Here is a 23645-nt window from a genome sequence, read left to right as displayed (position 1 = left end):
CGGCGACAAATGGAAGCTCGAGATCCTGTTCTCGCTGATGAATGGCGGCGTGCGGTTCGGCGCGCTGCGCCGCGCACTGGTGCCGATCACCCAGCACATGCTGACCGCGCAGCTGCGCGAGCTCGAGCGCGACGGCCTGGTGGCGCGCAAGGTGCTCGCCGAAAAGCCGTTGCAGGTCGAATACGGGCTGACGAATTCGGCCTGGGGCCTGACGCCGGCGTTCCGCGAATTGCTGGCCTGGTCGAAGCTCTACGGGCCGCGCCGCCACGCGGAGGCAGGCGAAACGACGCTCGGGGCCGGATTGGCCTGAAGTCGTTTCGATGCATGATTGTCGATCAAACCGTCGCCGGCCGTCGCTGCTCCGCGATGCGCGGAGTTTGGCCGGCTCATTCGGTTCAGTGGAATCCCACGAGCCCAGGCTCGCGAAGACGATCGGCGCTTCCGAGCAGAGGCGGAATCAGCCCGGGAAGAAGACCGAGGCAATGCTGAGAGTGCGTGTCAACATGGCGGCGCGCACGTACAACCGGTACGCGCCTATGCCGACACAATAAAACCGCGTCGACTAAGTGCTTGATTTTGCTTGATTTTGCCTCCTAAGAATGAAGCGATTTCCACAATAAGAACAGGGCGATCCCCCGGATTCTTAGTGTAAGAGCGGGGCGATGACGACAAGTCATTGAAAACGCTTGCGCGACGCGGTCATCGAAATAACAGTCCCCAAAGACGACCGCCGATCCGGACGCTGCGCGGCTGGGCGATTCTCCGTGCTGCAGGAAGCCGTCGCGATCCGCGGATGCGAGGAGCACGGCTGGATGTATGACGGCGCCGACCCGCACGCCCGCGAGCGCGCCTTCGACATCGCCCGCCGGGAACTGCCGCCGTGCGTCTCGCCGCAGGCGGCCGCCGTCGCAATCGCCGAGGTCCTGGAGTCGATCGGCAACGCCTGCCCGAAGTGCCCGTCGGACTCGGCGGCGTCGGCCGAGCTGCGAGCCGACGGGACACGTCCGCGGGCGAGCTCCAGCCAAGCGATGGCCAGGCTGAGCATGCGTTGCCGCTCCGGCCCGCCGGCCGCCGCGGCGAGCTTCATGGCCGCTCCCGCTTCGCGCTGTGGATCGTAGTGGTCCATCGCACCCGAATGTAAGCGCAGATCGTAAACGATCACGCCCGTATCAGTCCGGTCGGGACCCTATGGCCGATGGAGGCCGCGGAAATCGTGGGGCTATGCCGCCGGCGCTTTCGCCAGCTTCGGCCGCTTGCGACGCCGGACGACCGGCACGCCCCGATCGGTCGAGGTCCGTCCGTCAGGTTTTGCCGATTGCCAATTACGCGCCTGCGCTTCGAGCTTTTGCGCCCAACGCCTCTCAAACCGGTCCACGATGTGGCGTGGCAAGTCCGATCCAGTCATGTTGGCGATCCTTGTAAGACCGATCGCCCCTGATGGGGCCTGCGCGCGCGGCGCTTCGGCTAAATCGTTCAGGCGCGGTCCATCACTCCAACGCGCAAAGGCCTTCCAAGATCCATGGCCGAAAGTGAATGAAGCCGCCGTGCGTGCGATGGAGGAACGACCTTTTGGCTGCCGCCGATGAGCAGCTCGCGGACGTCACTCATGGTTGGGCTCCCGAGTTCGTCGGCCCTTTCGGAAACGAAAATGCGACGGGGAAGGTTTCGCCCGCCAGAGCCTGCAGCGCGGTCTGCTCCTCGCTCAGCCGTCTCCCGATGAAAAACTGCTTCGCAGTTCCTAATTTCTACCTTGCAGGTACGCTTGATTGATTGCGACATGTGACGCATCTTATGTGTCACATGTCGCAACGCGCTGCAGCCGAGAAACCGGCTCCAAAAGAGCTACGCAATGACCTCCAGAAGGTGGCCGATTTGCTCGGCGGGCCGCGCATCCTGTCGCGCCGCATCACAAGCACCCTGGACGCCCACGAACTGTTGCTGGACGGCCTGCCCGGCTCCGCGCTGACCCACTTCGTCAGTCACCTCCTCTTCATTCAAACGGACTCGCTGGAAAAAGCCTTCGGAATGAGCCTTCGTACCTTCCAGCGACGCAAGGACGCTCCGGAAAAGCCGCTTAGCCAGGAGCAAAGCGGGCGGACGTGGAAGTTTGCCGAGATCCTGGCCAAGGCCACGGACGTGTTCGGATCGCAGGAAGAGGCAGAGCAGTGGCTCGAGCGTCCGGCCATCGGTCTTGACCAGCGCCGCCCGATCGACCTGCTTGCCACTCCAGCGGGCATCGAGCTCGTTGAACAGTACCTCACGCGCCTCGTATACGGCGTCTATGCATGACGCCTTCTGTAGAGCCATTGGGAGGCGGCAAGCTCATCGCTTGGCGCCTCGACCAGGCACGCTTTGCGCCGACCTGGGATAGTGGCGAGGGCGCATTCCAGGTCGGCGGCCGGTGGAACAGCAAAGGCGTTCGCGTCGTGTATTGCGCCCTTGATCCAGCGACCGCAATCCTCGAAGTGGCGGTTCACAAAGGCTTCAAAGCGCTCGACACTCTGCCGCACGTTTTGACCGCGCTTCATGTCGCCAACGTGTCCGACATTCATATCGTTCGCCCTGCCGATGTTCCGAACGCCAATTGGCTACGACCGGGAATCCCAGGCGCGGGCCAGCAGGCGTTCGGGGACGCGCGCTTGGCCAAGCACAAATTCGTCGTGATCCCAAGTGTGGCGTCCAATCACAGCCGGAATCTGATCTTCGACCCGACCAGGGCGAAAGGCGCGTACCAGCAGCACCTTCAGGAAGCCTTCACGCTCGATACGCGCCTTCATCCTTCTACATCACCGCCCTAAGTAGGCCCCTTAGCGGCGACCGGCCGCGTGTGAAATATCGAAGAGGGCAACGGAAGATCCTTCCGTCCATCCAGGATGCCGGCTTCGCTCTCTGGAAGTAAGCAACCCGAATATACGCCGCTTTCAAGGGGCCCTCCATAGGGAAGCTAACTCGACTTAGCTTCCCCATGAGGTGGTTTTCCCCGCAGTTCGTCGACGATCTTTCGCTCAGCTGTTGATCCTTGCCGACAGAACTGCGCCAATGCTGGCGGACGATTTAGATGGTTGTGTCTCCGTCGATGAGCACTACCTAGACTAGGAGATTGAGTGATGTTGACCGAGAATCTGACGCCAGCAGATATCCAGGACTTTCTCAGACGATTGTCCACCGCGATTGAGCTCGATCAGGTGAACGTCGACGCTCTGCCGCCAGAGAGCTTCTCGATTGACTACGATGATAACATGTGGCGTACGTGGCGGCAGGATCATCGCGCCTTTATCGAGAAACTGCTCTCTACCGCGGATGCGATTCCGCCGGTCGTGCTCAAGCAGATGACCGAAATTGCGACGGCTTATGAGCCCGCACATGTCGGAAGTATTTTGCAAGGACTGTTCGCCGAGGTCGTCAGCGGCAGTAGCGCAGAAGATCTTACGACGGCGACGGCGTTCTTTAGCGCGTTGACCAAGGAGATGAGCGGACAGCGCGAGGGCGCCCCCCGCCAGAGAAGCGCTCAAGCGTCGATTTTACGGTGGCTATCCCCTACCGATCCTCTCCGGATTGCTCAAGATCCTGAAGTTGGACGTGGGCCGTCACAGGTCCGGCACCTAGACGTCGCTCGTCTTCGCCGGGCCTAGGGAAGTTATCAGGTGCGGCTCTAGCTGCCGAATCTCTTGAGCTCGGGCACCAGCACCTCGCGCTTCAAGGACTTCTACGACGTCCGCGAGCTATCACGAAAGGTTCCGTTCGTGGGCGCGGCTGTAGCCGAAGCCTTCAGGGCTACGTTCAGCCAGCGCGGCACCGAACTGCCAGCCGTCGTCCCCGAGTCCTTCCTATCTGGGTTCGCACAGATCGGAGAGACCGGCTGGAAGCATTTCCTCAAGAAGCTGGCGACCACCGACGCACAGTCCTTTGCCGAAATGGTGGCCGAGATTGAGCCGTTCGTAATGAAGACCTCCGCGATGGCTCGAGGGGGTGAAAGCGAGCTCGATTGGATGCCAGGACGGGGCTGGTCGTCGCTTGGGTGTTCGCTCTAGTCAAGCAGCAAGCGATGATTGCCGAGGTTCCAATTTGGCAGCAGCCTGCTGCCAAATTGCCTGAGAGCTCGGCGTTTCTTTGAGCAATCGGCACTTCGTTCAACGCAACGCCGCCCGCTTGAAATACTTGCGAGGCGGCGTTGGTCCTAGCCCCAGGAAGGTTGTGGCAAAATCCTGGCTCTCACGAGTTTGAGCCTGCGCGGCGGAATCTTCCACGTCTTTGCGAACCGTATGATTACGGGTTCCGGCCCTTGGAACCTTGCACCGTTCTATCCGTTAGGCTCCGTCACCGCACGGCCAGTGGTATCTACCGGTGATGAGATCGCCCGGCTAGCGCTCCCGCCCAACACCAGCAGGGAGCAGCGCCATGAAGAAGCGGCGCCGTTTCAGGCACACCTAACCATCGGAGCAGCGTCTATCCGACGAGGCAATGCGCCTGCGTGCGGAAGCCAAGAAGCTCCCGCCGTCGGTCAGAAAAGAGGCCTTATTGAGAAAGGCGCGGCACGACGAAACCACCGCCAATTTGACGGAGTGGCTGCTGTCTGGAAACGTCAGAAAGCCGCTAACCGCAAGACCAGTGCGCCCGCGTCGGTGCGTACCGTCCGGATGCGCTAGCGCATCACGATGACTTCAAGGGGTACTACCGCCCGCCTCGACATCCGTCGCCCCAGCGACATCAATCAAACCGACTACACCCGATTGAGATCTGCGGGCGTAGCGCGGTCCAGCGCTCGCGTGTTGAAGCTCGCCATCCCAGGTTCCGGCAAGCTTTCGCTGAACCCGCGAGATATGAACCAACCCCGCCTTCCGAGATCTAATATTTGGGGACGCGATGGGTGCGACAGTCAAAAGGGCCATCTGAGCCGGAGCCCTTGATGTTGGCGTTATAGTATTGCCCCATCGATGGTGCCGCCAAAAAGGCCTCGAAGGTCGCTGCGGGCATCTCGCAATAGGGGTAATAGATCGATCTCAGTTGCACCACCATAAACCGCTGGGACTTGTCGTAGCACGCTCGGTTGATGAAGCTGCTCCGCGAGACATCGGTGCAGGCGAAGGGCGTAAGATCTAGCTTCCCGTAATATTTTACGTCGATAGTCTCCGCCGCGGCCCAGGTGAGGCCAGCGAGAGACGCTGTGATTAGGACGGCAACCCGAAACATCCAAAATGTCTCCTTTACACCGGACTCGCCGCGTTTGGCCTTAGGGATGTTTCTCGGTTTTCGAAGCGCGATCCTCAGCGGCGATTGCTTCCTTCTCGCACATGTAGGCGCCGTGCTTCGTGGTGCCGTAGCTCCTCGTGCCCGCGAAGTGGTAGATCTTCGATGGCAGGTTGACCCAGACGACAGTGTCGGTCGGGCAGCGGGCCTTTGCGGAAGCTTCATCTGCAAACTGCCCGGCCTCCAGCGTTGCCTGGTCTTTCGGCGCGGAGGCTTGCGGAGCCGGCGCAGGTGCCGCAGTCGTGGGGGCCGGCTTTTGCGGCGCTGGAGTTGGTGCAGCTTGCGTGGCGGTTGGTGCCGGCCGACTTGGCGGGGGCGCCGCGGGGGTTGGCTTGGGTTCGGGGGCGGTCGCAGTCGGCATGGTACCGCCGGCCCTGCACTGCTCGACATAGGCCTTCTCGGTCACGCCGCGGGCTTGCATACCGGCCTTGTCGGCCCGCCATTCGGCTATGCATTCCTTGGCGGTCTTCTGGGAAGCCGACGTGCTGGTTGACGGTGACGGCGCCGCAGCGGGTGGAGGCGTTGCAGCGCTCGGCCTCTGCGGAGGGGCGGAAGCCGCTGGCGCCGTGCCTGCCCTGCATTGTTCAACGTACGCTTTTTCAGTCACACCGCGGGCTTGCATGCCGGCCTTATCAGCGCGCCACTCCGCTGTGCACTCTTTCGCGGTTTTTGATCCGGTGGCTGCCGCCGCCGGCGGCGGCGCCTCTACCGGCTTCGCTACTGGCGCGGCAGCAGTTGGCGCCGCCCCAGCCCTGCATTGTTCAACGTACGCTTTTTCGGTCACGCCCCGAGCTTGCATGCCGGCCTTATCGGCGCGCCACTCCGCTGTGCATTCCTTCGCAGTCTTTGCCAAGGCCGGAGCCACCGAGACGCTGCATACAACCGCAGCAGCGATAAGACCATTGCCGATCTTCATGTTCGTTCTCCTAGTTCCGTGGCCAATCCGCCAAAGTGGTCAATTCGTTTCGTTGGGCAGTGATCGCGCGTACGCCGCGGCTGAACCGCGGGCGTCCGGTCGTAAAAAAGCCACTGCAGGTATTCTTTTCGTCGCATCGATCGCATTCTTCCACGAAGCCGTTTTTCCAGTCTGAGATGGACTGGAGCGCATGCGGCCAAACTGACTTTGGAAGAACACATTTCGGAAGGTTGTAGATCGATACGTTGACGCCAGCGGCACTCAAGTGATCGACGGCCCTGGCGAGCCCATCGCCGTAGTCCACCGGATCCATCCAGAGCATGGCATCGTTTGCGATGGCAAAGCCGGTGTTTTCGAGCCCCATCAGTGCGACGTGATCGACGAACGGCAGATTGCGGGCAAGCCAGCGACCCGTGTCCTCGATGATCGGCGCGGTCAATGCATGCAGGACGACGCGGATTTCGACCCGTTGTCCCCGGTCCTTGAGCTTCAGAATACCCAGAATCGTCTCGTCGAACGCACCCTTGGCCTGTACCACGTGATCATGGACATGATCGACCGAGGCATAGACCGGAATGGCAGCCATCAGGTTCGGATGGCCGATATCCTTCCAAGCGTCGACAATCCGCGAGTCGGAGAACGCGCGGCCGTTGGTGAGCACCTGGATGGCAGTCGCCGGCAGTCGGTCGCGGCACTCCTTGAGGACCTCGGTGAACTCTTCCCAATCCGACAAGGTCTCCCCGCCAGTGAACGTCAGCGCACGGGTCGCCCGATCAATGAGAGGCAGGCTTTCCTTGATTTCGCTGAGTATCCACCGGTCATCGACATCTTTCGGTGGTTGCGAGCACATCAGGCAGTAATTGTTGCACCGTTCCGTGACCAGAAACGAGTTGTGCGCCGAATTCCGGCGATACAGCGTGCGGAATTTCCTCGATGCATGATCGAAGCCGATGACATCGCCGTCCGCGAGATAGTCATATTTCGGGGAAACCGCGACGAGCCGTCCTGTGAACGTACTGGGTAGATCGATTGGGCCGTCGGAGACGACAAGGATGGACGGCCAATCGGCTTCTGTCGCGCGCCGGATGTCGTCTGGTGTTTTGGCGAGCGCGAAATCAGCTACGTGACGTTCGGCGGCACTGTCAATCGACCGGAGCCTGAGGACCGATCGGGCCTTGTCCGAAAATCGAGCGCTCTGCGAGGCCGTGCCATAGAGAGGAAGGGTCATGCGGCGGCCCATCGTCGCAAGATGGCAGCATCTTCCGGAGAGTTCTCCAGAATGTCCAACAGCAGGCCCATGATGCCTTTTTGGCGAGCGCAAAATGCCGACAGAGGCTTGATTCCCAAGGCGTCACCCTGCGTTGCGTGATGATAGACTGGGTCCGCGCCGCAGTGGCTCTCATACACACAGGTCGAGCATTCGGGCGCACACTGCGTCAGCGACGACGAAATCGCGCCGATCAGCTTGTCCGACAGAATGAGCGAATTGTAGCTGTCGTGTTCGACGTGACCAAGCCGGAAAGCGTCGTCACCGGTCTCGGCCAGCATCCTGCCTTCGTCAGACGCGAAAACGCTGCCGTCATAATTGTAGACCAGCGCACCAAGACCGGCTCCGGCTGGGCTACGCAAATCAACGTAGCCGATGGGTCGGTCCGAGAGCATCCGTGTGAGCAGCAGCGCCGCGTAGAATTCCCGGAACGGGGTGCCCTGCCGATTGATCTTCAGAACCCTGCGTAGCCCGCGCTCATAGAAAGCAAGCCAGTTCTTCGCGTCATACTTCGCGAACTGCTTTGTCTTGATCGCGAAACCAAACGGCGACAGTGGCCGAAGAAAAATGCCGTCCAGCCCAAGCCGCAGATATTCATCGATGATGTCATCAACGCGATTGAGGCTCGCCTCCGTGGTAGTCATCAAGGCCCCGACCCGGTCGGGACCCAAGACCTCTTTCGCCCGCTGGATACCGGCGACCGCCAGTTCGTGACTGTTAGCTCCGGGTCTCGGGCGATTCTTGTTGTGCAGATCGGCGGGACCGTCGAGAGACGTCGAGAGCAGGATGTTGTTCGCTTTGCAAAAGCTGAGAACGGCATCATCCAACAAGGCCAGGTTCGACGCGATGACGAAATCGACCTGTTTGCCGGACCTGGCTTTCGCGGCGGTAACAATCGTTCTGATCAGCGGAAAATTGAGAAGCGGCTCCCCGCCCTGAAACTCGATCTTTATTCGAGCGGCTGGGCTGGCGAAGGCAATGTCCAAGGCCCGCATCGCCGTTTCTTCGCTCATGTCGTAGCGCGAGCGGTCGGTGCTTTGGCGCGAAACCTGGCAGTAAGGGCAAGAGTGCTCGCATCGCAACGTCACGACGAAAATATGCAGTGGCGTCATCTGCTGCAGGAACGACATCCGGCTTCTCAGCCGAGCCGCCAAAAGCTGCCGTTGCGCGTTCTGGCTCACACCGGAGACAAGGTGGGCTGCATAGGCCTTTTCATAGAGGCCATCGCCGGGCCTAATCCGAAGGTCGACCAGCCTGGTCAATTCATCTTCAGTCAGGCGGATGAAATCGCCGACCAGGTTGGCGACGAGATATTGTTTTGCTCCGGCACGCTCAAAATTGAACGGCAACAACGAAAGGTCTTCGGTTGCTGCGCCAAAGCTTTCAGGAGGTAAAAACCGCGCCATGGTCCTCCGACAGGACTTTATCCGGTGTCATTTTGATTAGCGGCCAGGGCCCCGAAGGCAAGGGCGAGAATGACGTTCCGAACGCCCTCTGTTTTCTCGGCGACGCGCGCCCGCAAGTTTTCGTCGGTGACAAGGTTCAGGAACCGCTCCTTCAGTTCGTCCGAACTGGGCACGGCTCTCTTTTGCGGATTGGAGGCAACCAGGCGGCAAACATAGCGATCGCCCACCCGCTCAACCTGGCAGGTCGCCGTTCCGATCAGACGATAAGCTGCCGCATCCAATGCGCTCAGGCTTTGGATGCTTGAATCGAAATCGACAGCCACCTCGACCGGGGACGCCGCAGAAATCTTAGCGACTGGAAGCATGGGACGCATGTGAAGCATGCGACGCGTGGGAGGCATGCTGCGCGACGACGGTTCCGTCGGCCTGCTTCGTCATGACGAACCCAAGAAGGTCCTCACCTACCTGGTAGTGAGCGTTGGGTTGGAGCTTAGCGGCGCTATTTTCGGCTGCAGTGGCGCTTGCGTCGTTGGCAGCTGCTTTGGCCTCGGCCCCCTGTGTGGACATTCCCGCGAGCGATGCCAGCGCGGCGCCCAGCGAGAGCACGACTTTTGATCTTTCAGCCATATGAATCCCCCTATCGGAATTTGCTCAATCAATAGCCATTGCTACAACTTCAGAGGGCGCCAAGTCTATAGTTCTATTTTCTCAAAGCGCCGCGTAATCGCCAAGCTTGCGGTGCCGGGTGGATGCCGAAGTGACAGTAGCTATCCTGACGTGGCTAAATCGTCCGCTGCGGCACCCGTAGCTCCAGATACCAATTTCGGCTTATGGAACGACCCGAAATGGATCATCCTGACGGTCGAGATTTGTACGAAACGCACAAACATCCATGCAAAGTCGAGTCGCGTTGATAGGTCCTGTGCTGAAGAGATGAATGCTCTGAGACGCACCCTCATGATGCATGCTTGGCATCCCGCGCCTACCCGCCTGGCCCGTTACAAGCACGTGCGAGGTGAGCTATGGCTGAGCACAATTGGCTAAGGGCGACTCGTTTCTGTTCTCAGGGCACACTAGATCAGCTTGCGCGCTAAGTTAGATAGCCAGCCTAGTACGAGCATTCTATCAATAAGCCCGTAAGCCAAGTAATATCGAACGAACCACTCGACCAATTCGACGTCCATGTAGGAAGCGAAGAATTCGGTATCCTTGGGGCTGTCGTGATACTCGATCTTCTGCAGCCACTCGTCGCAGAACTTGTTGTTCATGACGCGGCAGACGGCGTACGAGTCTCCGGCAAGAAAAGCGCCGGCAGTTGGATTATCGATGAAGGCCTGCAACCGCTTGCGGTCGTCTGAGACGTCTGGATCCGGCTCTTTGGAGAAGGGGGTCACGTGGAGGAAGCTGCCTCTCTCGCCTGAGGCCTCGAACATTCCATTTTTGAAGAGAGATGCGACCATGATAAGGTCGCCGCCATGCCGCCGATATACGAAAAGGTCCCTGTACCGAGCAGCTTCTTCGAGTAGGTAATATCGCCGGATAGTCCTCTTGATTGCGTCGAATTCGGGATGTTGGCGCCAGCCCGCCATCACGTCGTTGATGATGTGCTCTCCGAAAAGGTCATGGTTGATGAACGGCCGAAGTCGGTGGACCACCGCGTCCCATTCCTCTCCGATCTGGTCCTGGATCTCCTCAAGGTTGACGGCCTCCTGGGACATTTTCAGCGAAGGGAAAACAAAGCCTGGTCGGGCTAATTTCTTGTCCAGCAGTTTTTTGGTCCTGCCGATGAACCTCTTCAATCGATCGGCCTGCCCCTCCCGAAGGGCGTCGGTCGGAGGGGTTTGAGCAAGTGACGCGCAGGCCTTCTCAAGCTCACTGCTGTCGTAGGGATGGCCGATGAACCGACCTTGTCCCTCGACCAACTGACGAGCACCCATGTCGGTAGTGTTGGTCAGGGTAAAGGTCATCTCATATCGGTGCTGAAGACTTCGTGACGTTGGCTTGATGCGCTTCTGCATTTCGAACCTGCGACCGGGAGAGACGTCAATTCCGCTGCTACGACATTCGTCGGCAGTTCTCGCAGGCTAAGGTAAGTGTTATGGCGGGATAAAAACAGGCCCCTCCATGGGCCGCTCAGTGTCTCGGAAGTCGCCAAGGGATCGAGCTTCCGGGCGGCCGATTGCCTGCCTTGGAGCAGCAAAGAAGGTCGCCGCAACGTGGGCGCTCGGAATCGCAGGAGCTCGCGATTCTACGGGCGTTTTCACGGTTGCCGGCGGATTTTGATTTTAGGGGACGTACTTTGCAGCGAGTGCATACCAATCAACCCTCACAATTGGTCCTCCCATCGGACTTTCGTATGTTCGATTTCCTCCTGCCGGAATGATGCAATTTGCTTGACAGAACGCTTGGACGGGAAGCCCAACATGCGAATTGATTTGCGTCCATCCGGTTATTGTAACTGGCATAGCGCAGATATTGTTCATCACCAGTCTTCCTAGCGCGACCTGCGTGAATACACAGTCATCGGCCCGGTTAACAGAAATCGATGGGAACGAGTACGTTCCGGTTATTCCTTTTGCGTCGCTGTGATCATGCGGCGGCGCTTGGATTGTCGGCTTGATAGAGAAATTCTGGGAAGGACGCCATTCAGGTGGCAGGCCCGTACGCTGAGAGGAAATAGGCTCGTTCTGAATTACCCCTACTCGCACGCTAGGAATATTTCTCTGAAACTGACTTTTCTCGGTTGGCGTGTGCTGCGGCGATGCGTGGATGCTTGCCCCATGATGACCGCCTCCGTGGTGCCCTCTCTCTCCACCTCTGTCATGCCCTCTTTCGCGCGCGCTCAGAGTGCCTTCTGATAGGCATAGAACGACTGTCCCAAACAGCCCCAGTACGAGTATCGATCTCATTTTTCGCCCCAAGAAACTCATGCTTCATTAAAACTATCGAGCTGACACTGGATCACTGACATTCGCCCTCGAGATCCTGCCCGCTCGCGAACCGTTCGGCCTGCTTGACCAGCATCGCATTCACGCCTGTCGTCATAGCGGCGAGATGATTAAGCCGGCTCGCCATCAGCCAAGGATGCTCGACGTCTTTCTCTCTTATGGCCTTGAGAAAACTCTCGCCGCAGCTTCGATCAAGGCCTGCAAGCCGCGCCTTCTTGAACGCGTGCACGATGGCGTGGTTCTTCGTTATTTGCTTCTGAACCGCCTCTCCCCAGCCATCGGTCGCACAATAAATCCCGGTCCTAACTCCCACTTTATCGTCTTCAATAGTTGGATTTGCTGCACGCTGGATCGTTACGCCGTCCTCGAAAGCGATTAGACCCCGAAGCTCTACCGGTCTGCCATTCTGGACGCAAAGACCACCATCAGGCCCCTCCGCGACAAAACCAGTCACCGGAAATTGTCCGCCGGACTGACTTTCAACATAGTTGGCGAGCGCTTCGGCGCAATCATCAACCTGTTTCGGCGCGCCATTTTTGCAGGCCACGCCGATCCATGAGTCGAGCACGGCTGGCGGCGGATCGGCCAGCACAACCCAGCCGTACTGACGCTGAGCAGCTGCATCTCCTTGCGCCCTCAGGAACGGGTACGTGCAAGCCTTGACGGGAATGCCACCCCTATTCCCGGCTTCGATATAGGGGCGAATGACCGGAAAGTCCTCGACAAGCGGATCGTCGATGCTGAGGACCCTACAGGTGGGCCCCTCCATATACCGCGCCCTACTCCAGTCGGTGGCGTCTGCCTGGACGCCGAGCGCAGCGACGAACACTATGGCAAGTCGGGCAGAAGAACGGGAGACAACCAAGGGACAACTCCACCTGTCGGAGCACCGCAATTCATAGCGCAAACATCACACGGGTGCGCGTCCGGCGCCAGACTCCACCTCTCGTTGCCTTAATGCCAAAGGCCTATTCCGCAGCTCGAAAATTGCGCCGGATACGAAACGCGCTGCAAGCTGAACTCTTCCTGCTCGACAATCTCGATCGATTCTGGACCCCCGGCGGTTTCACGGATGACGATGCGCTGATCGTCATCCGGCTGGCGGAGTCGATGCAGGAAATTACTCGGACCTCGCCTCGCTCATGCGGGATAATGACAACGCCGAATTCGTCCTTCATCCGACGCTCGAGGCCACGGGTGGCTAGACAGCTCATCGAATAACGCGCGGGCAGATCACGTTTTTGGTCTGGCTGTTGCGTTAGTTGTCGCCTTCAACCGGTAACCCGCCCGCAGCTACCGTCGCGCGAGACGCAGGGACGTACTTTGCCCCGCGCTGCAGCCGACCGCCGGCGAGTTGATTCAGTTTTCAGACCAGTGGTGACTGCCCGGCGGGAGCGCCTGCCGACGAAGACGTCCCCTGTCGAAGCAGATGAAAGACACAAAAATGCGCACCGTCGAAGATCGCCTGGTTGACTGACTCGAGGCCGCCGAGACCCGGAAATATGCAAGACTGCAGCGGCGTGATCTCGGCTGGGAAGGCCTCGACCGGGTTGACCCGCTTTCGCTGGCATCGGTCGGCGAAATCTGGACAGTCCGCGGCCGGGCGTCTTTCCAGCTACGTTTTGTGAACGGCGACGACCTCAGGGGCAGTCCGGGCGCACAAGATACGACGGCTCGACTTTAGTCGTACGGTTCACGGAAAGTATGGCCGGGGGCCGCGCGACGCCCTCACATGCGCCTCGTCACTCGGGCCGTCGTACTCGGCCGCAAGGATCGATCCTTAAGGGCTCAGCGCCTTGCCGGATACGCCGACCGTTGCCGAGCGAAAGCTGCGCGAGGGTTGATGCCGCACGTCACGTTTCGCCCTGACGCCGATGCCAGGCACTGAGCGCGGGTTTGGTACATGCAATCGCCGGGATATCCAACACCCCTTCCCTGCACGCACCATGGATAGTCCCGAGCGCTTGCGGGAGCCATACTTGCCAATCCGGCTATTCCGAGCGCCAAAGCCGTCAGTAGCAGCAATGCACGCATTCTCGTGCTCCTTATTTCAAAGGCTTACTACTGTTAACGGAGCACGAATACAGGCGTTCCCAGGACCACAAGTACTCGGTGCGCCAAAAGGCACGGTAGCCGGCGTACTCCTGCGGACACTGACACATCGTCGCCGTTCGCAGAGCCGAGCTTTTCCGATCGTCGGCCGAACCGGGCGCAGTCGAAGGCCTTCAGGATCTGCGTCAGCCGCTCGATGCGCGCGCATCGGCGTCGGCGCTGCGTATCCTCAGATCGGCGACTTCGTTCTCCAGAGCATCGGCGCGGGCCGCCTTCAGCCATGGCAAGCACCATGGCTTTCAACAGGCGCGAGCCGACTGTCTCGGATACGGGGGGCGACCGTTCAACAACAACCTATGCGGGTCACTCGGATTGGCGATTGGACCACAAAGGGAAAAGGCTCCCGTTAGGGAGCCCTCTCGGACGAAATAGTTGTTTAGACTCAGGTCGTGGCTTTTGACAGCGAATGTCCCCGAAGCGACAACACTCCCGGAGTGCTTAGGGCTGCCTGTATTGCAATCTCCCTTCGGCACTGTCAAGTTCCACTTTGAGGAGCGGTCCAAGACTAAATGCCTGATACCTCGTATGAATTGTTGGCTAAGCTCTTCGGGAACTATTTGCCATTCACACCGACCAGGCTGCTGTTTTTCAGAAGAACCTCTCCCTGGTCAGTCCCTGGAGGGGGCTCCGTTGGCGGAGCCAGGCTCAGTGGCAAATGATCGGGTAATCGCCACTCCTTCTATGTGGCTCCAGTCCGGATGCTTGGCGACCTCATCCATGAGGATTGCCCGCAGTTCATCGGCTGTCTTCTTCGCCCTCATTGTCTGCGCCTTTGAGCTTTGGCCCGTCTCCGCTGCGCGGAATTCCAAATCATCATCTTGCGTCCGGCCTGACTGCCGATGCCGACTGAAACAAACGGGACGATGATCCACCACCACTTTACCCGCCAAGTTGGCATTTGATCGAGCGGTAGCGGCGGTAGGCTCAACGTCTGCGCCCTGAATTCTGGGACCTCGCCGGCCTTCTTCCATTCCTCAAACCCGTCACGCCAAACGAGAACGCTCGCCGGCTCCGACACGCGCGCAAGCACATCCTTCAATTGCTGGAGACTAACCGGGCCGATGTGCCCCTTGTAATCGGCATAGTACCAAACGTCAGACAAGGCCCCCTCCTTCGAACGTCGGGAACGCGCTATATATGGATAGTTGCCGCAGTCAATGGCTACACGCTTCACTCTTGATGCGCCACCCGGGAAGCCTTCGGGCTCGCGCCCATAGGTGCAACAGCGTGACCGGCGAGTCGGCGCTCACAAGCCGGCTGGCGAGGTTCGCTGATGTGTGTGTTGCTCTGTTAAGCGAATGGATGCGAGATCGACATCGCCGCGCACCCGTCCAATGGACCGGACCGCTTGCACACGCGATCTTACGCCATGCCCGCGCCGAGAACCGATCAGTCGCGGTCAGAATAGGGATGGATGCTGCCAAGCGCGATGCTGTCCGCTCGGGCTGAGACAGCTGTGTATAGGTCGGCCGCACGCTTGGCGGTACGGTAGTCACCGCCTTTCAGTGCGCGCTCAAATCGCTCGCGGCGCCATTGTTCGATCCGGCTGAGGCGCAGGATCGTTGGTGTCTTCCAAGCTTTCGCCATGTCACATCTCCTTTTTTGCCGGGCTCCGGGACGACCTAGTTTACGCTGGGCCAGCCGTCCCGCAACAGATGCCGATAGCCTTGATTTGCCATCCACTTGGCGCGGGCGAGATGCGCCTGCGACGGCGGCTCCGTCGATCAGACTGATGATGCCGAGCTTCGACTTCAGGAAGTCGAACGGATTTGCTATCACCCGGATGGCTGCAATACGCGGAGAAGTCGCAATGACCACAGGGGCCGGAACTCTTCCGAGAACGATGCTCTCGCCTGAGACGGGCGAGATGCTGACCCGTGGCGTGCGGCCATTTACGGTCGCCTACAAGGGGCGGAACGTTATCGTGGAACTGCCGGGCTACTATCCGCTGGGGGATGGTAACGGCGTGCACGTCGGCGACGACATGAGTGTAGTTGACCGTGCAATCCAGTCACTTCCCGTCGCGGCGGGCGGTCATGCCCGCGATGACTAGAGTGAAGACAAACCCTGCAGCGCGCAGGGGGGCTATTCTTTGAGGGTCGCAGATGTCAGCGGAATGGAGAGAGACCGCAGCCGGCCTTACCTTCAACGCCGATGTTCTGCGTCTCAATACGTTTTACTATCAGGAAGTTTGGCGATGGTGTGTTACGGACGTCAGTGACGACGTAGTGGCGCAAGGCGTCGCGGACGACGAAGAGGATGCCAAGGCAAAAGCAGTCGCATGGGCCCGCGAATGCCTCACCACGGCGCTGGGGAAGCTGCCCTAGGACGCTGGATCGGTGCGCCCGAGCGTGCCTTAGGCTTCGGAATTTGCTGACGACGTCCAACTATACCCGACCATCCTGCGCTCGTCGGCGTACGGCCGCTGCAGGGCCTCCTGCATTGTCTTTGGCTGGCCGACGATGACGGCCTGCTGTCGGGCACGCGTGACCGCGGTGTAGAGCAAGGACGGGTCTGGGAGCCGGCTTGGCGGCAGGGCGACGATCACGTAGTCCGCTTCCGAACCTTGGGCACGGTGGCAGGTGAGTGCGTAACCGAGCGATAGGTCGACCAGGTCCTCGGCCGGGAAGACGTGCTCATCTCCGTCGAAGATGGCGGTGATCTGGCGTTCGGTCCGATCAATCCGCTGCACGGTACCTATGGAGCCGTTGAACAGGCGCGCTTGTAGCAATTGTGCCGGTGCACGACTGGCTCGCCAGGCGAGAACAGGTCGCCGAGCGGCCCCCGGATCTCCTGCAGGTCTTTCCTACGCAGGTATTCGTCATGCAGGCGCCGGTTGAGGCCGGAGACGCCACAAGGGCCGTCGTTGACGGGGGTGACGATCATGACCTCGCGATCGTCGCCAAGCTCGTTCCATATCGAGACAACGCGATCGGCGATCTACTCGCGTCCCGACGCGCGCGCAAGCATTACACCGCTGTGCGGGGCGACGTAGCTGGTGAAGCTCGGCATCTCGCGCCGGCGAATCTGGGAAGCGACCTCCGGGATCGAATTTGTCGCCGCTTGGCGGTGCACGGTGGTCAGAGTCGAGGTGACGGCAGGATCCTCGACGAACCGATGAAACAGCAGCCCAAAGCCCACGGGCGGAAGCTGCCGTTCGTCGCCGACAAGCAGGAGCCTGGCGCCTTGCGGCATCCGGCGGAGCAGTCCGTGCAGCGACGGCAGATCGACCATCGAGGACTCGTCGAGGATGACCAGCGTGTCCGGGGTCAATGCGCTAGGTCGCGCAGCTTGGCCTGGAGCTCGGCCCGTTCGTGCTGCTCGATCTGACCGTCAAGCTGCGCTTCGATGGCCTCGCGCTCGTCGAGCTCGCGGAGGGTCCTGAAGATGGTCCATGCGAGGCGACTGGTTGATCGGGACAGTCGCAGAGCGGCCTTTCCCGCGAGCGCGGCCAGCAGCAATTTGCCGCCGGCGCGCTCCCACAGATCGCAGATCGTCCGGGTAACGAAAGTCTTGCCGGTGCCGCCGCCGCCGCGGAGGCACGAGAAACCGGCTGACAGGGTTCTTTTGACAGCTTCGGCCTGATCCTCAGCCAAGACAGCAACATGAGCGCCGACCCCATCCAAAAGGCGTCCTAGCGGCCCGGGAGGGCCTTCGTTTGCCATGGCCCGAAGCCGGGCGACGACAGCATCCTCCATGAGGGCACATCCCGGCGCCCGGAGAAGCCCTGAGGGTAAGGTGATGACGGCCTGTCGCTCGACAGCAAGTGCGACCGCGCGGTGGAGCGTCCCGGAGGACGGCGGTAGACCCAGCTTGCCGGCGAGCCGCTCGCGGAAATCGTCCCAGGCGATCGCGGTCGAGCCGGAGCCGACCAGGTCCTTCACCATCGCATCGGCCGCGGCGACGACGCGATGGGGATGGGTAGCAGGATCGGGTGATCCGGCTTCGCTCAAAAGGCGGAGCCCCAGCTCATCGACGCGCTTCCAATCGAGCAGCGGCACCAGGCAATAGGGGTTGGATTGAAGCGCCTGTGGCGCATCGGCGCCGAGCAGGACGTGAACACGGCGCGCCAGCGACAGTTCTGTCACGCCCACGGCCGCGAGCCATTCGACGAGCCTGGCTTCGCCGGCCATCGTCTTCCAGGCGACCACCAGGGCCGCGGCGAGCCTCGGACCCAACACCGGACGATCGGGATCCATCACCGCCGCGAGCGTCGCGACATCGCCGGTGTCGAGTGCTTCGGGCAGACGGTCCTCGAAGTGTTGCCACAGCCTGCGGGCCCGGGCCGGACCGATGCCGGCGACGCAGCCAGCGAGGTAGTCGACCATCAGCTTGCCGCTGGGCAGCGCGCGGACGGCGCGGCGGGCGGAGATCTGCCGTCCCCATTGAGTTTCGGAGAGATCACCGTCGACGGACCAAAGCTTGCCGACCGAGGGGATGCCCAGCATGGCCGTGTTCGCGGCCTTCACGCGAACGGAAGAGCCATCGGTAATGGTTGTAAGTTAGTCCAGCCGGACCGCGCGCTTCACGCACGTCAGGGCCGATTCAGTCAATAGGATAACGGTCACGGATCCACCTCGTCATATCGATGGTCGATGTCCGCAGATTACGCACCGACCTGAGATATGAAGGTCGATCCAAACGATTCCAAAGATGTCCACTTTGACCCTGCGGCAGGTCCGGCGAGACGGCCGATTCGAAGGATCGCCCTGCCTCCACGGAGCTTTCAAGTGCCAGGGCAGCTGAAAGGCACCCAAGCTGCCATTTGGTGCTGCATCCGGAACGATCGAGGCGGCGTTGTGTTAAGCCGAAGAAGGCCATGGCCTACAGCCTCCCGCACACCAGCCGCGGAGACTACATTTGCGGAGGAAAGGGACGACCCAAGATGACCGGCGAATTGAATGAGGGAGTGGTCGGCGACACCGCCAAGCTGATGATGCATCGGCTGATTGCGCGGATTCGCAGGATGGCTGTTCGTGCGCGAGTGGGAGGAGCTGCTTGCGCTGAGAGCTTGCTTCCAAGCTGAGCAGCCGCGACCGCGAGATGGTGAGGCTTCGCAACTCCTTGGCGTTCTACCTGGCAGAAGACAAACAATCTATTCGCGCGCGGCGAGTTCAACGATCGTCGCCGTGTCGAGGACCCTGCCGGCAAGGTCCTTGATTAGGACCTCGTTCCCAGATTCGGCGAGTTCATTGGCCTTGGCGAGAGCTTGCTTTGCGGAGGAAACGACAACCCCGATGGCACCGTCGCCGTTTTTCGAATACACTTGATATCCTGCGCCGCTCATCGCCCCCTCGCTGACGATGATTTCCTAACGCCCTTCCAGATCGACGGCTAGTGCAAACGAGCCACAGCTCGCACCTCCGGAACAAATCGGGGGTGCCGCGCTTGCCTGCAAAGGATCACGGGGACACCTCCTAGCGGCCGTCGTGCGATTAAGCAGACGCGTCGAAAGATACTTCCCCAATGCATGACACGCTTGCTCGTCATCGCGGGCGACGTCCCGAGACGCCCGGCGACCGCGGCCGGCTGGTCGGAGCGGTGTCTCTACGAAGTCGAGCTACCTCTGGACGAGCACGGCGCCCCTCCTGACGTCGAGAGGAATCGAAAACTTTCATCGAGGAATGCATATCGACAAGCATTGAAACAGGTCGCCCCATGAAAGCCGCACCAATTAAGCCCGAAGAAGTATTCGACCATTTTTGTAGAGCCAATGGAATGGGGACCAGGTTCGAGCATCGCCGGCCAGAGTTGGGATGGCTCCTTGGCCTCATCGAGCAGGCTCGTTACCGCGTGAACATAACGGCGAGTTTGCTGGCTCAGCAGTTCGGTATCAATAGGGTACACGCTGACATCGCTGATTGCCCAGAATTCAACGCGTTTGCAGCGATCGACCAAGACGTCTGCTTGGTCGGCATCACCAGCACGGTACTTCACTGTTTGTATCCCTTGGCGGGCATTATCGCCAGATACTATGAATCGACCACTTCACTCGAAGGTCCGATCAGGCAGTGTTTGCAAGACACCAATTGGGCAACTCCTGAATCTATCAATCGGTGTTGTTCCGTCATCCAGCAATTCGGCCCGCTCGTGCCGCCTGAAGCACAAAGGCGCCATACGGATTTATTCTGGAACATGCTCAATATTATTGTGCATCACGAGTTCGCCCATCTTTATCTCGGGCACGTTGGATACAACAATACCGTGACCGGTATCGCCAAGCTCAATGAAGTACAAACCATCTCACAGGTAGAGCAGCAACTTTGGCACGCGATGGAGATACAAGCCGATATAGGCATCTGCCTTTATCTCGTCGCTTTATGTCAGCGAAGGCCACAGCCGGACCTCGAGTTAATCATCCTGGCAAGCTATGTCGTGTTTTCATTACTCCGCATTCTATCACCAGAAGAGAGCAGCTCCCACCCCCATCCTCTGGTTCGACTGATTCTACTACTCAATCGGACCGGTAACGAAGCGAAAATAGAGATTGATAGAATGCGAGAACGTATTCGCGAGCGTGTTAGCCGTCTTCGGCTGAATTTCTTTGAACACGGAATTGACCGGCCCTTTGAAGAGCTTCACCGTCAGGCTTCGGAGATTGAAGAAGCGAGCAACAACAAATATATTGCACTTTTTAGACCTTTCCGAATTATTCCTCCGAGTTAAGTTGTAAGAATGCTGTTGCGCCACACTGGCCCATTGCAACGATGCCGCGCCTCGATGCTGTTAAGCCTTCCTTCGTAGCAACCCAGAAGAATGTGCGCGGGCATCAGTTGCTAGCGAGTTTCGCAGCGCCATCACCGACAAGCGAGAAGCCCGCCCAAAAAGCCGGATGTGCATACTCCTTGGAGTCGCGAAGCTGTTGTTGTGCCTGCGCGAGCGCATCCACTAGCTGAGCACTGCCCTTCATAGCCGCAGCGAACGTGCGGATGAACCTTTCTGTCGCTCCGACTTCAACCGGCCAGTGCGAAACAAGCAGTCTTCGTCCTCCCGCCACCAGAAAAGCTTGCGCAAGCCCGGACAGTGGGACTGTAATCGATCGACCGGCGGGCGACGCTGTAAAGCAGGCGGGGAGCAACACGAGATCCGCGTCGAGTCTCAAGTTACCGACGTCGAACGCCTGGAGAATCTCTCCGTCGGCGAACAGCAGACCCGCGTCGGCCAACAAGTCGTCGTCGTCCTGCGGATAGACTGCGTGCGTCGCGAAGCACACCACACTCCGCGCCGCGAGTTGGCCGGATTCGCTAAGCTCCACCAGGCGCTCGATCGTCGCAGCGGCTCCGGAAAATATGTCGCTGACTGGATCGCTGCCGACTGCATTGGCCAAGGCCATCAGCATACGACGGGTCTCTGGCATCTCTGGATAGCGCGCGTCCTGCTTAGACCCCAAGGCAGGATCGCCCATGCCAAGGAACGCCCTTCGACGAATGGTCGCATTCCCCTCGACACTGCGCGTTGCAAGCGGCGCGAACGACGGCATAAGAGAAATCCGATAGCGATCGGCCAGCCAGCCGTGGCGCGCTGAAATCGCAGACTGAGCCTCCTCTATTGTCCTTGAATTGACCCATCGATGAAAGCCGTGAAGCCGTCTTATCCTCTCGTGAAAGCGGGCCTCTAAGTCTTTCCCGAAGGTTCCCGCCGATTCCGAATCCTGTTCTGCAGATGTTTGGTTCTCGGTCTCCTGGATCGAATCCGCGACAAGGCAGCCCATAGGAAGGGCCAAAAGCGGCCCGTTGGTGAGCAAGAGAAGATGGAAGTCTGCATCCAAAAACTGTCTTAAGGGATAGAAGATCAAATCATTAAGTCGCAATGCCGCTACCAAGTCAAACTTCGGAGCATCTTCGCCGGGAGAGAAAGTTGCTGATTTAACGATCGATTCGCACATAGAACGAACCAGACCACCCTCTATTTCCACCCGTCTAAAAACAATGCTGCTATTTCGGGCCGCGACCAGAAACACCGCCCGAGTACCAACGTAAACCGCGACCAAGGCTTCGTTCGAGTTCAGGCTAACCTGTGCGACCTCAAGCGGGATTCGAGATGCAAACAGACGCTCGTGGAGTCCGTGCCCGTCTCGCAATTGCAGCTCGATCGCCGCGATCTTCTGCTCCAACCCAGGAAGTTCAGCCGAACGCGCCGCAGCTGAGCTCGCAGAGGTTCGATCCTTTGCCTCGATCAGCGCACGGACGAGGCTGTCGCGTTCGAGCACCGCGAGGCGGTGCTCCTCACGAAGGAGCCGACGTGCGCCAGTTTCAACGGCTTGCATCGCGGCGCTCGCTAACCCTTGAGCCGCGCCGTGGTAGCTATAGATCTGAATGACGTCGAACGCCTGACGGACGGAAGCGTCGTTGTCGATGACGCCAACTAGCCTCGCGTAGTGAAGTATCTCGAGCAAGTCGGATGCAAACTCATGCGGCTCGTCGCCCGCTGACCACTCGAATCCGCAGGCCTCTCCAACTAGACGGACTGCCTCATTAAGCAGGTTTTTAAGCTTGGCGATCGTCGCCGGCTCGATCGCCGGCAGGGGAGTTTTCTCATCTTCCACGATGCCTCGCCGCTCGTGCGCGCGCATCTGCATCATGAAGGACTCGATTGGCGATAGTAAGCCGGTCGGCTCGCCAATCAGATAGCTGCAATACCGCCGCAGAACAGCGATCAGCTGCTTGAAGGCGAGGCGATCGAGAGCGCCGGCCCTGCCAAAAACTTGCGCGTGTTGCCGGGCCTGGTCAGCTGCTGCAAGCGCGCTCTCGTAGTCGTGGTTATCGCATAGTTGCTGTGACCGGTTTGCCAACGCTGCGATGACCGCGGGATGGCCTTTGGGTAGGTGCGGCTCAGGGCCATCGGAAGTTGTCCTGTTCGGAAACATCTTTCCGATCGAAGCATTCGCGGCTTGGTAACGCGCGAGGTTCTGCTTGCTGCCGAGAACGCTATAGTGATTTGCGGGATAATATTTTTCAAATATTGCTACAGCCCGCTCCCCGTACGTAACAGCTTCCTGCGCCAGTACTGGCTGCTCTTCCGACTGCGCCCTCATCGTTAGAGTTGCGCCTAGATGATCCAATTCCTTTGCCAGATTGAGTTCGTCGTGGCACGCTTCGTAACTAGCAATCGCCTTTCGCTGCAGTTGTTCCGCCTCGCGGTAACGCGCCGTCAAGAAGCGTACGCGAGCGAGCACACCTTGGCAGATCGCGACTATCGAAGCCTCGACATTCTGGCTCTCGAATATTGCGAGGGCCTCTAACAGCAACGGCTCGGCCGCTTCGAAGTTTGATTGACGCACATAGGCTTGGGCTAGATGATCCATAGCCATGGCTCGCTCAACGTCGCGTTCGGTGCCGAGAGTGCGATACCGCTCGATAAGGTCGATGAACCTTGACTCCGCGCGTGGATAGTCGGCCGCCAGATAAGCGCACATAGCATGGCTCGACAACGCACGAACGAATCGTTCGTCCTCAACCCCCAAGGTTTGATATCGATCGAGCGCCCATTCGAGCAGTCGTTCCGCCTCGGGCGTGTCGCCGCATGCCAGGTAAGCCTCAGCGAGATCAACTGCACTTGTCGCGGAAAAGATTGCGTCGCTTCCCCATTCAGCTACCACTAGCTTGTGCTGCTCGCTGAGCAGCTCGATCGCGGAACGAGCTTCTCCCCGCGCAAGCGCGGCGCGCCCGGCGTGCGTGAGTTCGATCATCCGTAGGAAATTATCCGTTTCGCCTTCGGAGTCGTCTCCGGCCGCTGGCTTGGATGTCATC

The 23645-nt window shown here is 59.6% G+C and carries 25 protein-coding genes and 2 pseudogenes; 9 read left to right on the top strand and 18 right to left on the bottom strand.

Features of this window, described 5'->3' with window-relative positions:
• Nucleotides 1–37: 37 nt before the first annotated feature.
• The 6 genes and pseudogenes from XH92_RS43905 (at nt 38) to XH92_RS17760 (ending at nt 4031) form a co-directional block, all read left to right on the top strand.
• A complete protein-coding gene (locus XH92_RS43905) occupies nt 38–310 on the top strand; it encodes a winged helix-turn-helix transcriptional regulator (RefSeq protein WP_371818048.1) in 273 nt (90 codons plus the stop codon).
• 366 nt (nt 311–676) lie between these two features.
• Nucleotides 677–965: pseudogene (locus XH92_RS17780) on the top strand (hypothetical protein); the annotation flags it as partial.
• A gap of 835 nt (nt 966–1800) precedes the next feature.
• Nucleotides 1801–2289, top strand: a complete 489-nt coding sequence (locus tag XH92_RS17775; RefSeq protein WP_194460358.1) for an antitoxin Xre/MbcA/ParS toxin-binding domain-containing protein — start codon at nt 1801–1803, stop codon at nt 2287–2289.
• Complete coding sequence (locus XH92_RS17770; RefSeq protein WP_194460357.1) at nt 2286–2798, top strand: RES family NAD+ phosphorylase; 513 nt, start codon at nt 2286–2288, stop codon at nt 2796–2798. Before XH92_RS17775 ends, XH92_RS17770 begins: the two co-directional genes overlap by 4 nt.
• Before the next feature lie 309 nt (nt 2799–3107).
• Nucleotides 3108–3632, top strand: coding sequence for a hypothetical protein (locus XH92_RS17765; protein ID WP_194460356.1), 525 nt, complete (start codon nt 3108–3110; stop codon nt 3630–3632).
• A gap of 36 nt (nt 3633–3668) precedes the next feature.
• Entirely contained in the window at nt 3669–4031 is a 363-nt protein-coding gene (locus XH92_RS17760; protein ID WP_194460355.1) for a nucleotidyl transferase AbiEii/AbiGii toxin family protein, read from the top strand.
• An 814-nt stretch (nt 4032–4845) separates the two neighbouring features.
• Here the strand turns inward: XH92_RS17760 and XH92_RS43095 are convergent.
• The 12 genes and pseudogenes from XH92_RS43095 to XH92_RS17705 all read right to left on the bottom strand — a co-directional run bounded on the left by XH92_RS43095 (nt 4846) and on the right by XH92_RS17705 (nt 15483).
• Nucleotides 4846–5016 (bottom strand): KTSC domain-containing protein, encoded by a 171-nt coding sequence (locus tag XH92_RS43095; protein WP_246788565.1) that lies wholly within the window; start codon nt 5014–5016, stop codon nt 4846–4848.
• A gap of 214 nt (nt 5017–5230) precedes the next feature.
• Nucleotides 5231–6163 (bottom strand): hypothetical protein, encoded by a 933-nt coding sequence (locus tag XH92_RS42850; protein WP_210345562.1) that lies wholly within the window; start codon nt 6161–6163, stop codon nt 5231–5233.
• 10 nt (nt 6164–6173) lie between these two features.
• A complete protein-coding gene (hxsC, locus tag XH92_RS17745) occupies nt 6174–7391 on the bottom strand; it encodes a His-Xaa-Ser system radical SAM maturase HxsC (RefSeq protein WP_194460353.1) in 1218 nt (405 codons plus the stop codon).
• Nucleotides 7388–8836 (bottom strand): His-Xaa-Ser system radical SAM maturase HxsB, encoded by a 1449-nt coding sequence (gene hxsB / locus XH92_RS17740; RefSeq protein ID WP_194460352.1) that lies wholly within the window; start codon nt 8834–8836, stop codon nt 7388–7390. The genes hxsC and hxsB overlap by 4 nt, the downstream gene beginning before the upstream one ends.
• A gap of 17 nt (nt 8837–8853) precedes the next feature.
• Nucleotides 8854–9210, bottom strand: coding sequence for a hypothetical protein (locus XH92_RS17735; RefSeq protein ID WP_194460351.1), 357 nt, complete (start codon nt 9208–9210; stop codon nt 8854–8856).
• On the bottom strand, nt 9185–9403 hold the full coding sequence (gene hxsA2 / locus XH92_RS43900) for a His-Xaa-Ser repeat protein HxsA2 (RefSeq protein WP_371818083.1): 219 nt from the start codon (nt 9401–9403) through the stop codon (nt 9185–9187). The genes XH92_RS17735 and hxsA2 overlap by 26 nt, the downstream gene beginning before the upstream one ends.
• Nucleotides 9404–9909: 506 nt before the next feature.
• The gene (locus tag XH92_RS17730; RefSeq protein WP_194460350.1) at nt 9910–10854 is read right to left on the bottom strand and encodes a hypothetical protein; all 945 of its coding nucleotides are present in this window, start codon (nt 10852–10854) and stop codon (nt 9910–9912) included.
• Nucleotides 10855–11797: 943 nt separating this feature from the next.
• On the bottom strand, nt 11798–12553 hold the full coding sequence (locus XH92_RS17725; RefSeq protein ID WP_194460349.1) for a hypothetical protein: 756 nt from the start codon (nt 12551–12553) through the stop codon (nt 11798–11800).
• A 1019-nt stretch (nt 12554–13572) separates the two neighbouring features.
• The gene (locus XH92_RS17720; protein WP_371818082.1) at nt 13573–13761 is read right to left on the bottom strand and encodes a DUF3551 domain-containing protein; all 189 of its coding nucleotides are present in this window, start codon (nt 13759–13761) and stop codon (nt 13573–13575) included.
• Between the two features lie 183 nt (nt 13762–13944).
• Nucleotides 13945–14130, bottom strand: a pseudogene (locus tag XH92_RS17715) (IS66 family transposase); the annotation flags it as partial.
• A 523-nt stretch (nt 14131–14653) separates the two neighbouring features.
• Nucleotides 14654–14998: a DUF4339 domain-containing protein gene (locus XH92_RS17710; protein WP_194460347.1), complete on the bottom strand. Its 345-nt coding sequence runs from the start codon at nt 14996–14998 to the stop codon at nt 14654–14656.
• Between the two features lie 287 nt (nt 14999–15285).
• The gene (locus XH92_RS17705; protein ID WP_194460346.1) at nt 15286–15483 is read right to left on the bottom strand and encodes a hypothetical protein; all 198 of its coding nucleotides are present in this window, start codon (nt 15481–15483) and stop codon (nt 15286–15288) included.
• A gap of 145 nt (nt 15484–15628) precedes the next feature.
• On the opposite strand from XH92_RS17705, the gene XH92_RS43090 reads away from it, so the two are divergent.
• Together XH92_RS43090 and XH92_RS17695 are read left to right on the top strand one after the other, a co-directional pair.
• Nucleotides 15629–15949: a hypothetical protein gene (locus XH92_RS43090; RefSeq protein WP_194460345.1), complete on the top strand. Its 321-nt coding sequence runs from the start codon at nt 15629–15631 to the stop codon at nt 15947–15949.
• A gap of 52 nt (nt 15950–16001) precedes the next feature.
• Nucleotides 16002–16223, top strand: a complete 222-nt coding sequence (locus tag XH92_RS17695; RefSeq protein WP_194460344.1) for a hypothetical protein — start codon at nt 16002–16004, stop codon at nt 16221–16223.
• A 29-nt stretch (nt 16224–16252) separates the two neighbouring features.
• Here the strand turns inward: XH92_RS17695 and XH92_RS17690 are convergent, their stop codons facing one another.
• The 5 genes from XH92_RS17690 to XH92_RS17670 all read right to left on the bottom strand — a co-directional run bounded on the left by XH92_RS17690 (nt 16253) and on the right by XH92_RS17670 (nt 19183).
• Nucleotides 16253–16588 carry an ATP-binding domain-containing protein gene (locus tag XH92_RS17690; protein WP_194460343.1) on the bottom strand — a complete coding sequence of 112 codons (336 nt, stop codon included), beginning with the start codon at nt 16586–16588 and terminating at the stop codon, nt 16253–16255.
• A gap of 5 nt (nt 16589–16593) precedes the next feature.
• Nucleotides 16594–16782: a hypothetical protein gene (locus tag XH92_RS17685; RefSeq protein WP_194460342.1), complete on the bottom strand. Its 189-nt coding sequence runs from the start codon at nt 16780–16782 to the stop codon at nt 16594–16596.
• Nucleotides 16783–16836: 54 nt separating this feature from the next.
• Complete coding sequence (locus XH92_RS43615) at nt 16837–17130, bottom strand: AAA family ATPase (RefSeq protein WP_256437670.1); 294 nt, start codon at nt 17128–17130, stop codon at nt 16837–16839.
• Between the two features lie 35 nt (nt 17131–17165).
• Entirely contained in the window at nt 17166–18344 is a 1179-nt protein-coding gene (locus tag XH92_RS43610) for an AAA family ATPase (protein ID WP_194460340.1), read from the bottom strand.
• Nucleotides 18345–18991: 647 nt separating this feature from the next.
• Nucleotides 18992–19183: a hypothetical protein gene (locus XH92_RS17670; RefSeq protein ID WP_194460339.1), complete on the bottom strand. Its 192-nt coding sequence runs from the start codon at nt 19181–19183 to the stop codon at nt 18992–18994.
• A gap of 371 nt (nt 19184–19554) precedes the next feature.
• Here XH92_RS17670 and XH92_RS17665 point away from each other — a divergent pair, with 371 nt between their 5' ends.
• Nucleotides 19555–20562 carry a hypothetical protein gene (locus XH92_RS17665; protein ID WP_194460338.1) on the top strand — a complete coding sequence of 336 codons (1008 nt, stop codon included), beginning with the start codon at nt 19555–19557 and terminating at the stop codon, nt 20560–20562.
• A gap of 103 nt (nt 20563–20665) precedes the next feature.
• Here the strand turns inward: XH92_RS17665 and XH92_RS17660 are convergent, their stop codons facing one another.
• Nucleotides 20666–23644, bottom strand: coding sequence for a CHAT domain-containing tetratricopeptide repeat protein (locus XH92_RS17660; protein WP_194460337.1), 2979 nt, complete (start codon nt 23642–23644; stop codon nt 20666–20668).
• Nucleotide 23645 lies beyond the last annotated feature (1 nt).

Source organism: Bradyrhizobium sp. CCBAU 53421 (assembly GCF_015291625.1).
GTDB lineage: Bacteria > Pseudomonadota > Alphaproteobacteria > Rhizobiales > Xanthobacteraceae > Bradyrhizobium.
This window is presented reverse-complemented; position numbering and strand designations above follow the sequence as displayed.

Coding starts and splice junctions, on each gene's coding strand:
- XH92_RS43095 (WP_246788565.1), bottom strand. CDS start 5,016: ATGGTGGTGCAACTGAGATCGATCTATTACCCCTATTGCGAGATGCCC.
- XH92_RS17670 (WP_194460339.1), bottom strand. CDS start 19,183: ATGAGCGGCGCAGGATATCAAGTGTATTCGAAAAACGGCGACGGTGCC.
- XH92_RS17720 (WP_371818082.1), bottom strand. CDS start 13,761: ATGGCTCCCGCAAGCGCTCGGGACTATCCATGGTGCGTGCAGGGAAGG.
- XH92_RS17770 (WP_194460357.1), top strand. CDS start 2,286: ATGACGCCTTCTGTAGAGCCATTGGGAGGCGGCAAGCTCATCGCTTGG.
- hxsC (WP_194460353.1), bottom strand. CDS start 7,391: ATGACCCTTCCTCTCTATGGCACGGCCTCGCAGAGCGCTCGATTTTCG.
- XH92_RS43615 (WP_256437670.1), bottom strand. CDS start 17,130: ATGGTCGATCTGCCGTCGCTGCACGGACTGCTCCGCCGGATGCCGCAA.
- hxsB (WP_194460352.1), bottom strand. CDS start 8,836: ATGGCGCGGTTTTTACCTCCTGAAAGCTTTGGCGCAGCAACCGAAGAC.
- XH92_RS17735 (WP_194460351.1), bottom strand. CDS start 9,210: ATGCGTCCCATGCTTCCAGTCGCTAAGATTTCTGCGGCGTCCCCGGTC.
- XH92_RS17685 (WP_194460342.1), bottom strand. CDS start 16,782: ATGATCGTCACCCCCGTCAACGACGGCCCTTGTGGCGTCTCCGGCCTC.
- XH92_RS17695 (WP_194460344.1), top strand. CDS start 16,002: ATGTCAGCGGAATGGAGAGAGACCGCAGCCGGCCTTACCTTCAACGCC.
- XH92_RS17730 (WP_194460350.1), bottom strand. CDS start 10,854: ATGCAGAAGCGCATCAAGCCAACGTCACGAAGTCTTCAGCACCGATAT.
- XH92_RS17705 (WP_194460346.1), bottom strand. CDS start 15,483: ATGGCGAAAGCTTGGAAGACACCAACGATCCTGCGCCTCAGCCGGATC.
- XH92_RS43090 (WP_194460345.1), top strand. CDS start 15,629: ATGATGCCGAGCTTCGACTTCAGGAAGTCGAACGGATTTGCTATCACC.
- hxsA2 (WP_371818083.1), bottom strand. CDS start 9,403: ATGTCCACACAGGGGGCCGAGGCCAAAGCAGCTGCCAACGACGCAAGC.
- XH92_RS17765 (WP_194460356.1), top strand. CDS start 3,108: ATGTTGACCGAGAATCTGACGCCAGCAGATATCCAGGACTTTCTCAGA.
- XH92_RS17660 (WP_194460337.1), bottom strand. CDS start 23,644: ATGACATCCAAGCCAGCGGCCGGAGACGACTCCGAAGGCGAAACGGAT.
- XH92_RS42850 (WP_210345562.1), bottom strand. CDS start 6,163: ATGAAGATCGGCAATGGTCTTATCGCTGCTGCGGTTGTATGCAGCGTC.
- XH92_RS17665 (WP_194460338.1), top strand. CDS start 19,555: ATGAAAGCCGCACCAATTAAGCCCGAAGAAGTATTCGACCATTTTTGT.
- XH92_RS43905 (WP_371818048.1), top strand. CDS start 38: ATGAATGGCGGCGTGCGGTTCGGCGCGCTGCGCCGCGCACTGGTGCCG.
- XH92_RS17725 (WP_194460349.1), bottom strand. CDS start 12,553: ATGGAGGGGCCCACCTGTAGGGTCCTCAGCATCGACGATCCGCTTGTC.
- XH92_RS43610 (WP_194460340.1), bottom strand. CDS start 18,344: ATGCTGGGCATCCCCTCGGTCGGCAAGCTTTGGTCCGTCGACGGTGAT.
- XH92_RS17775 (WP_194460358.1), top strand. CDS start 1,801: ATGTCGCAACGCGCTGCAGCCGAGAAACCGGCTCCAAAAGAGCTACGC.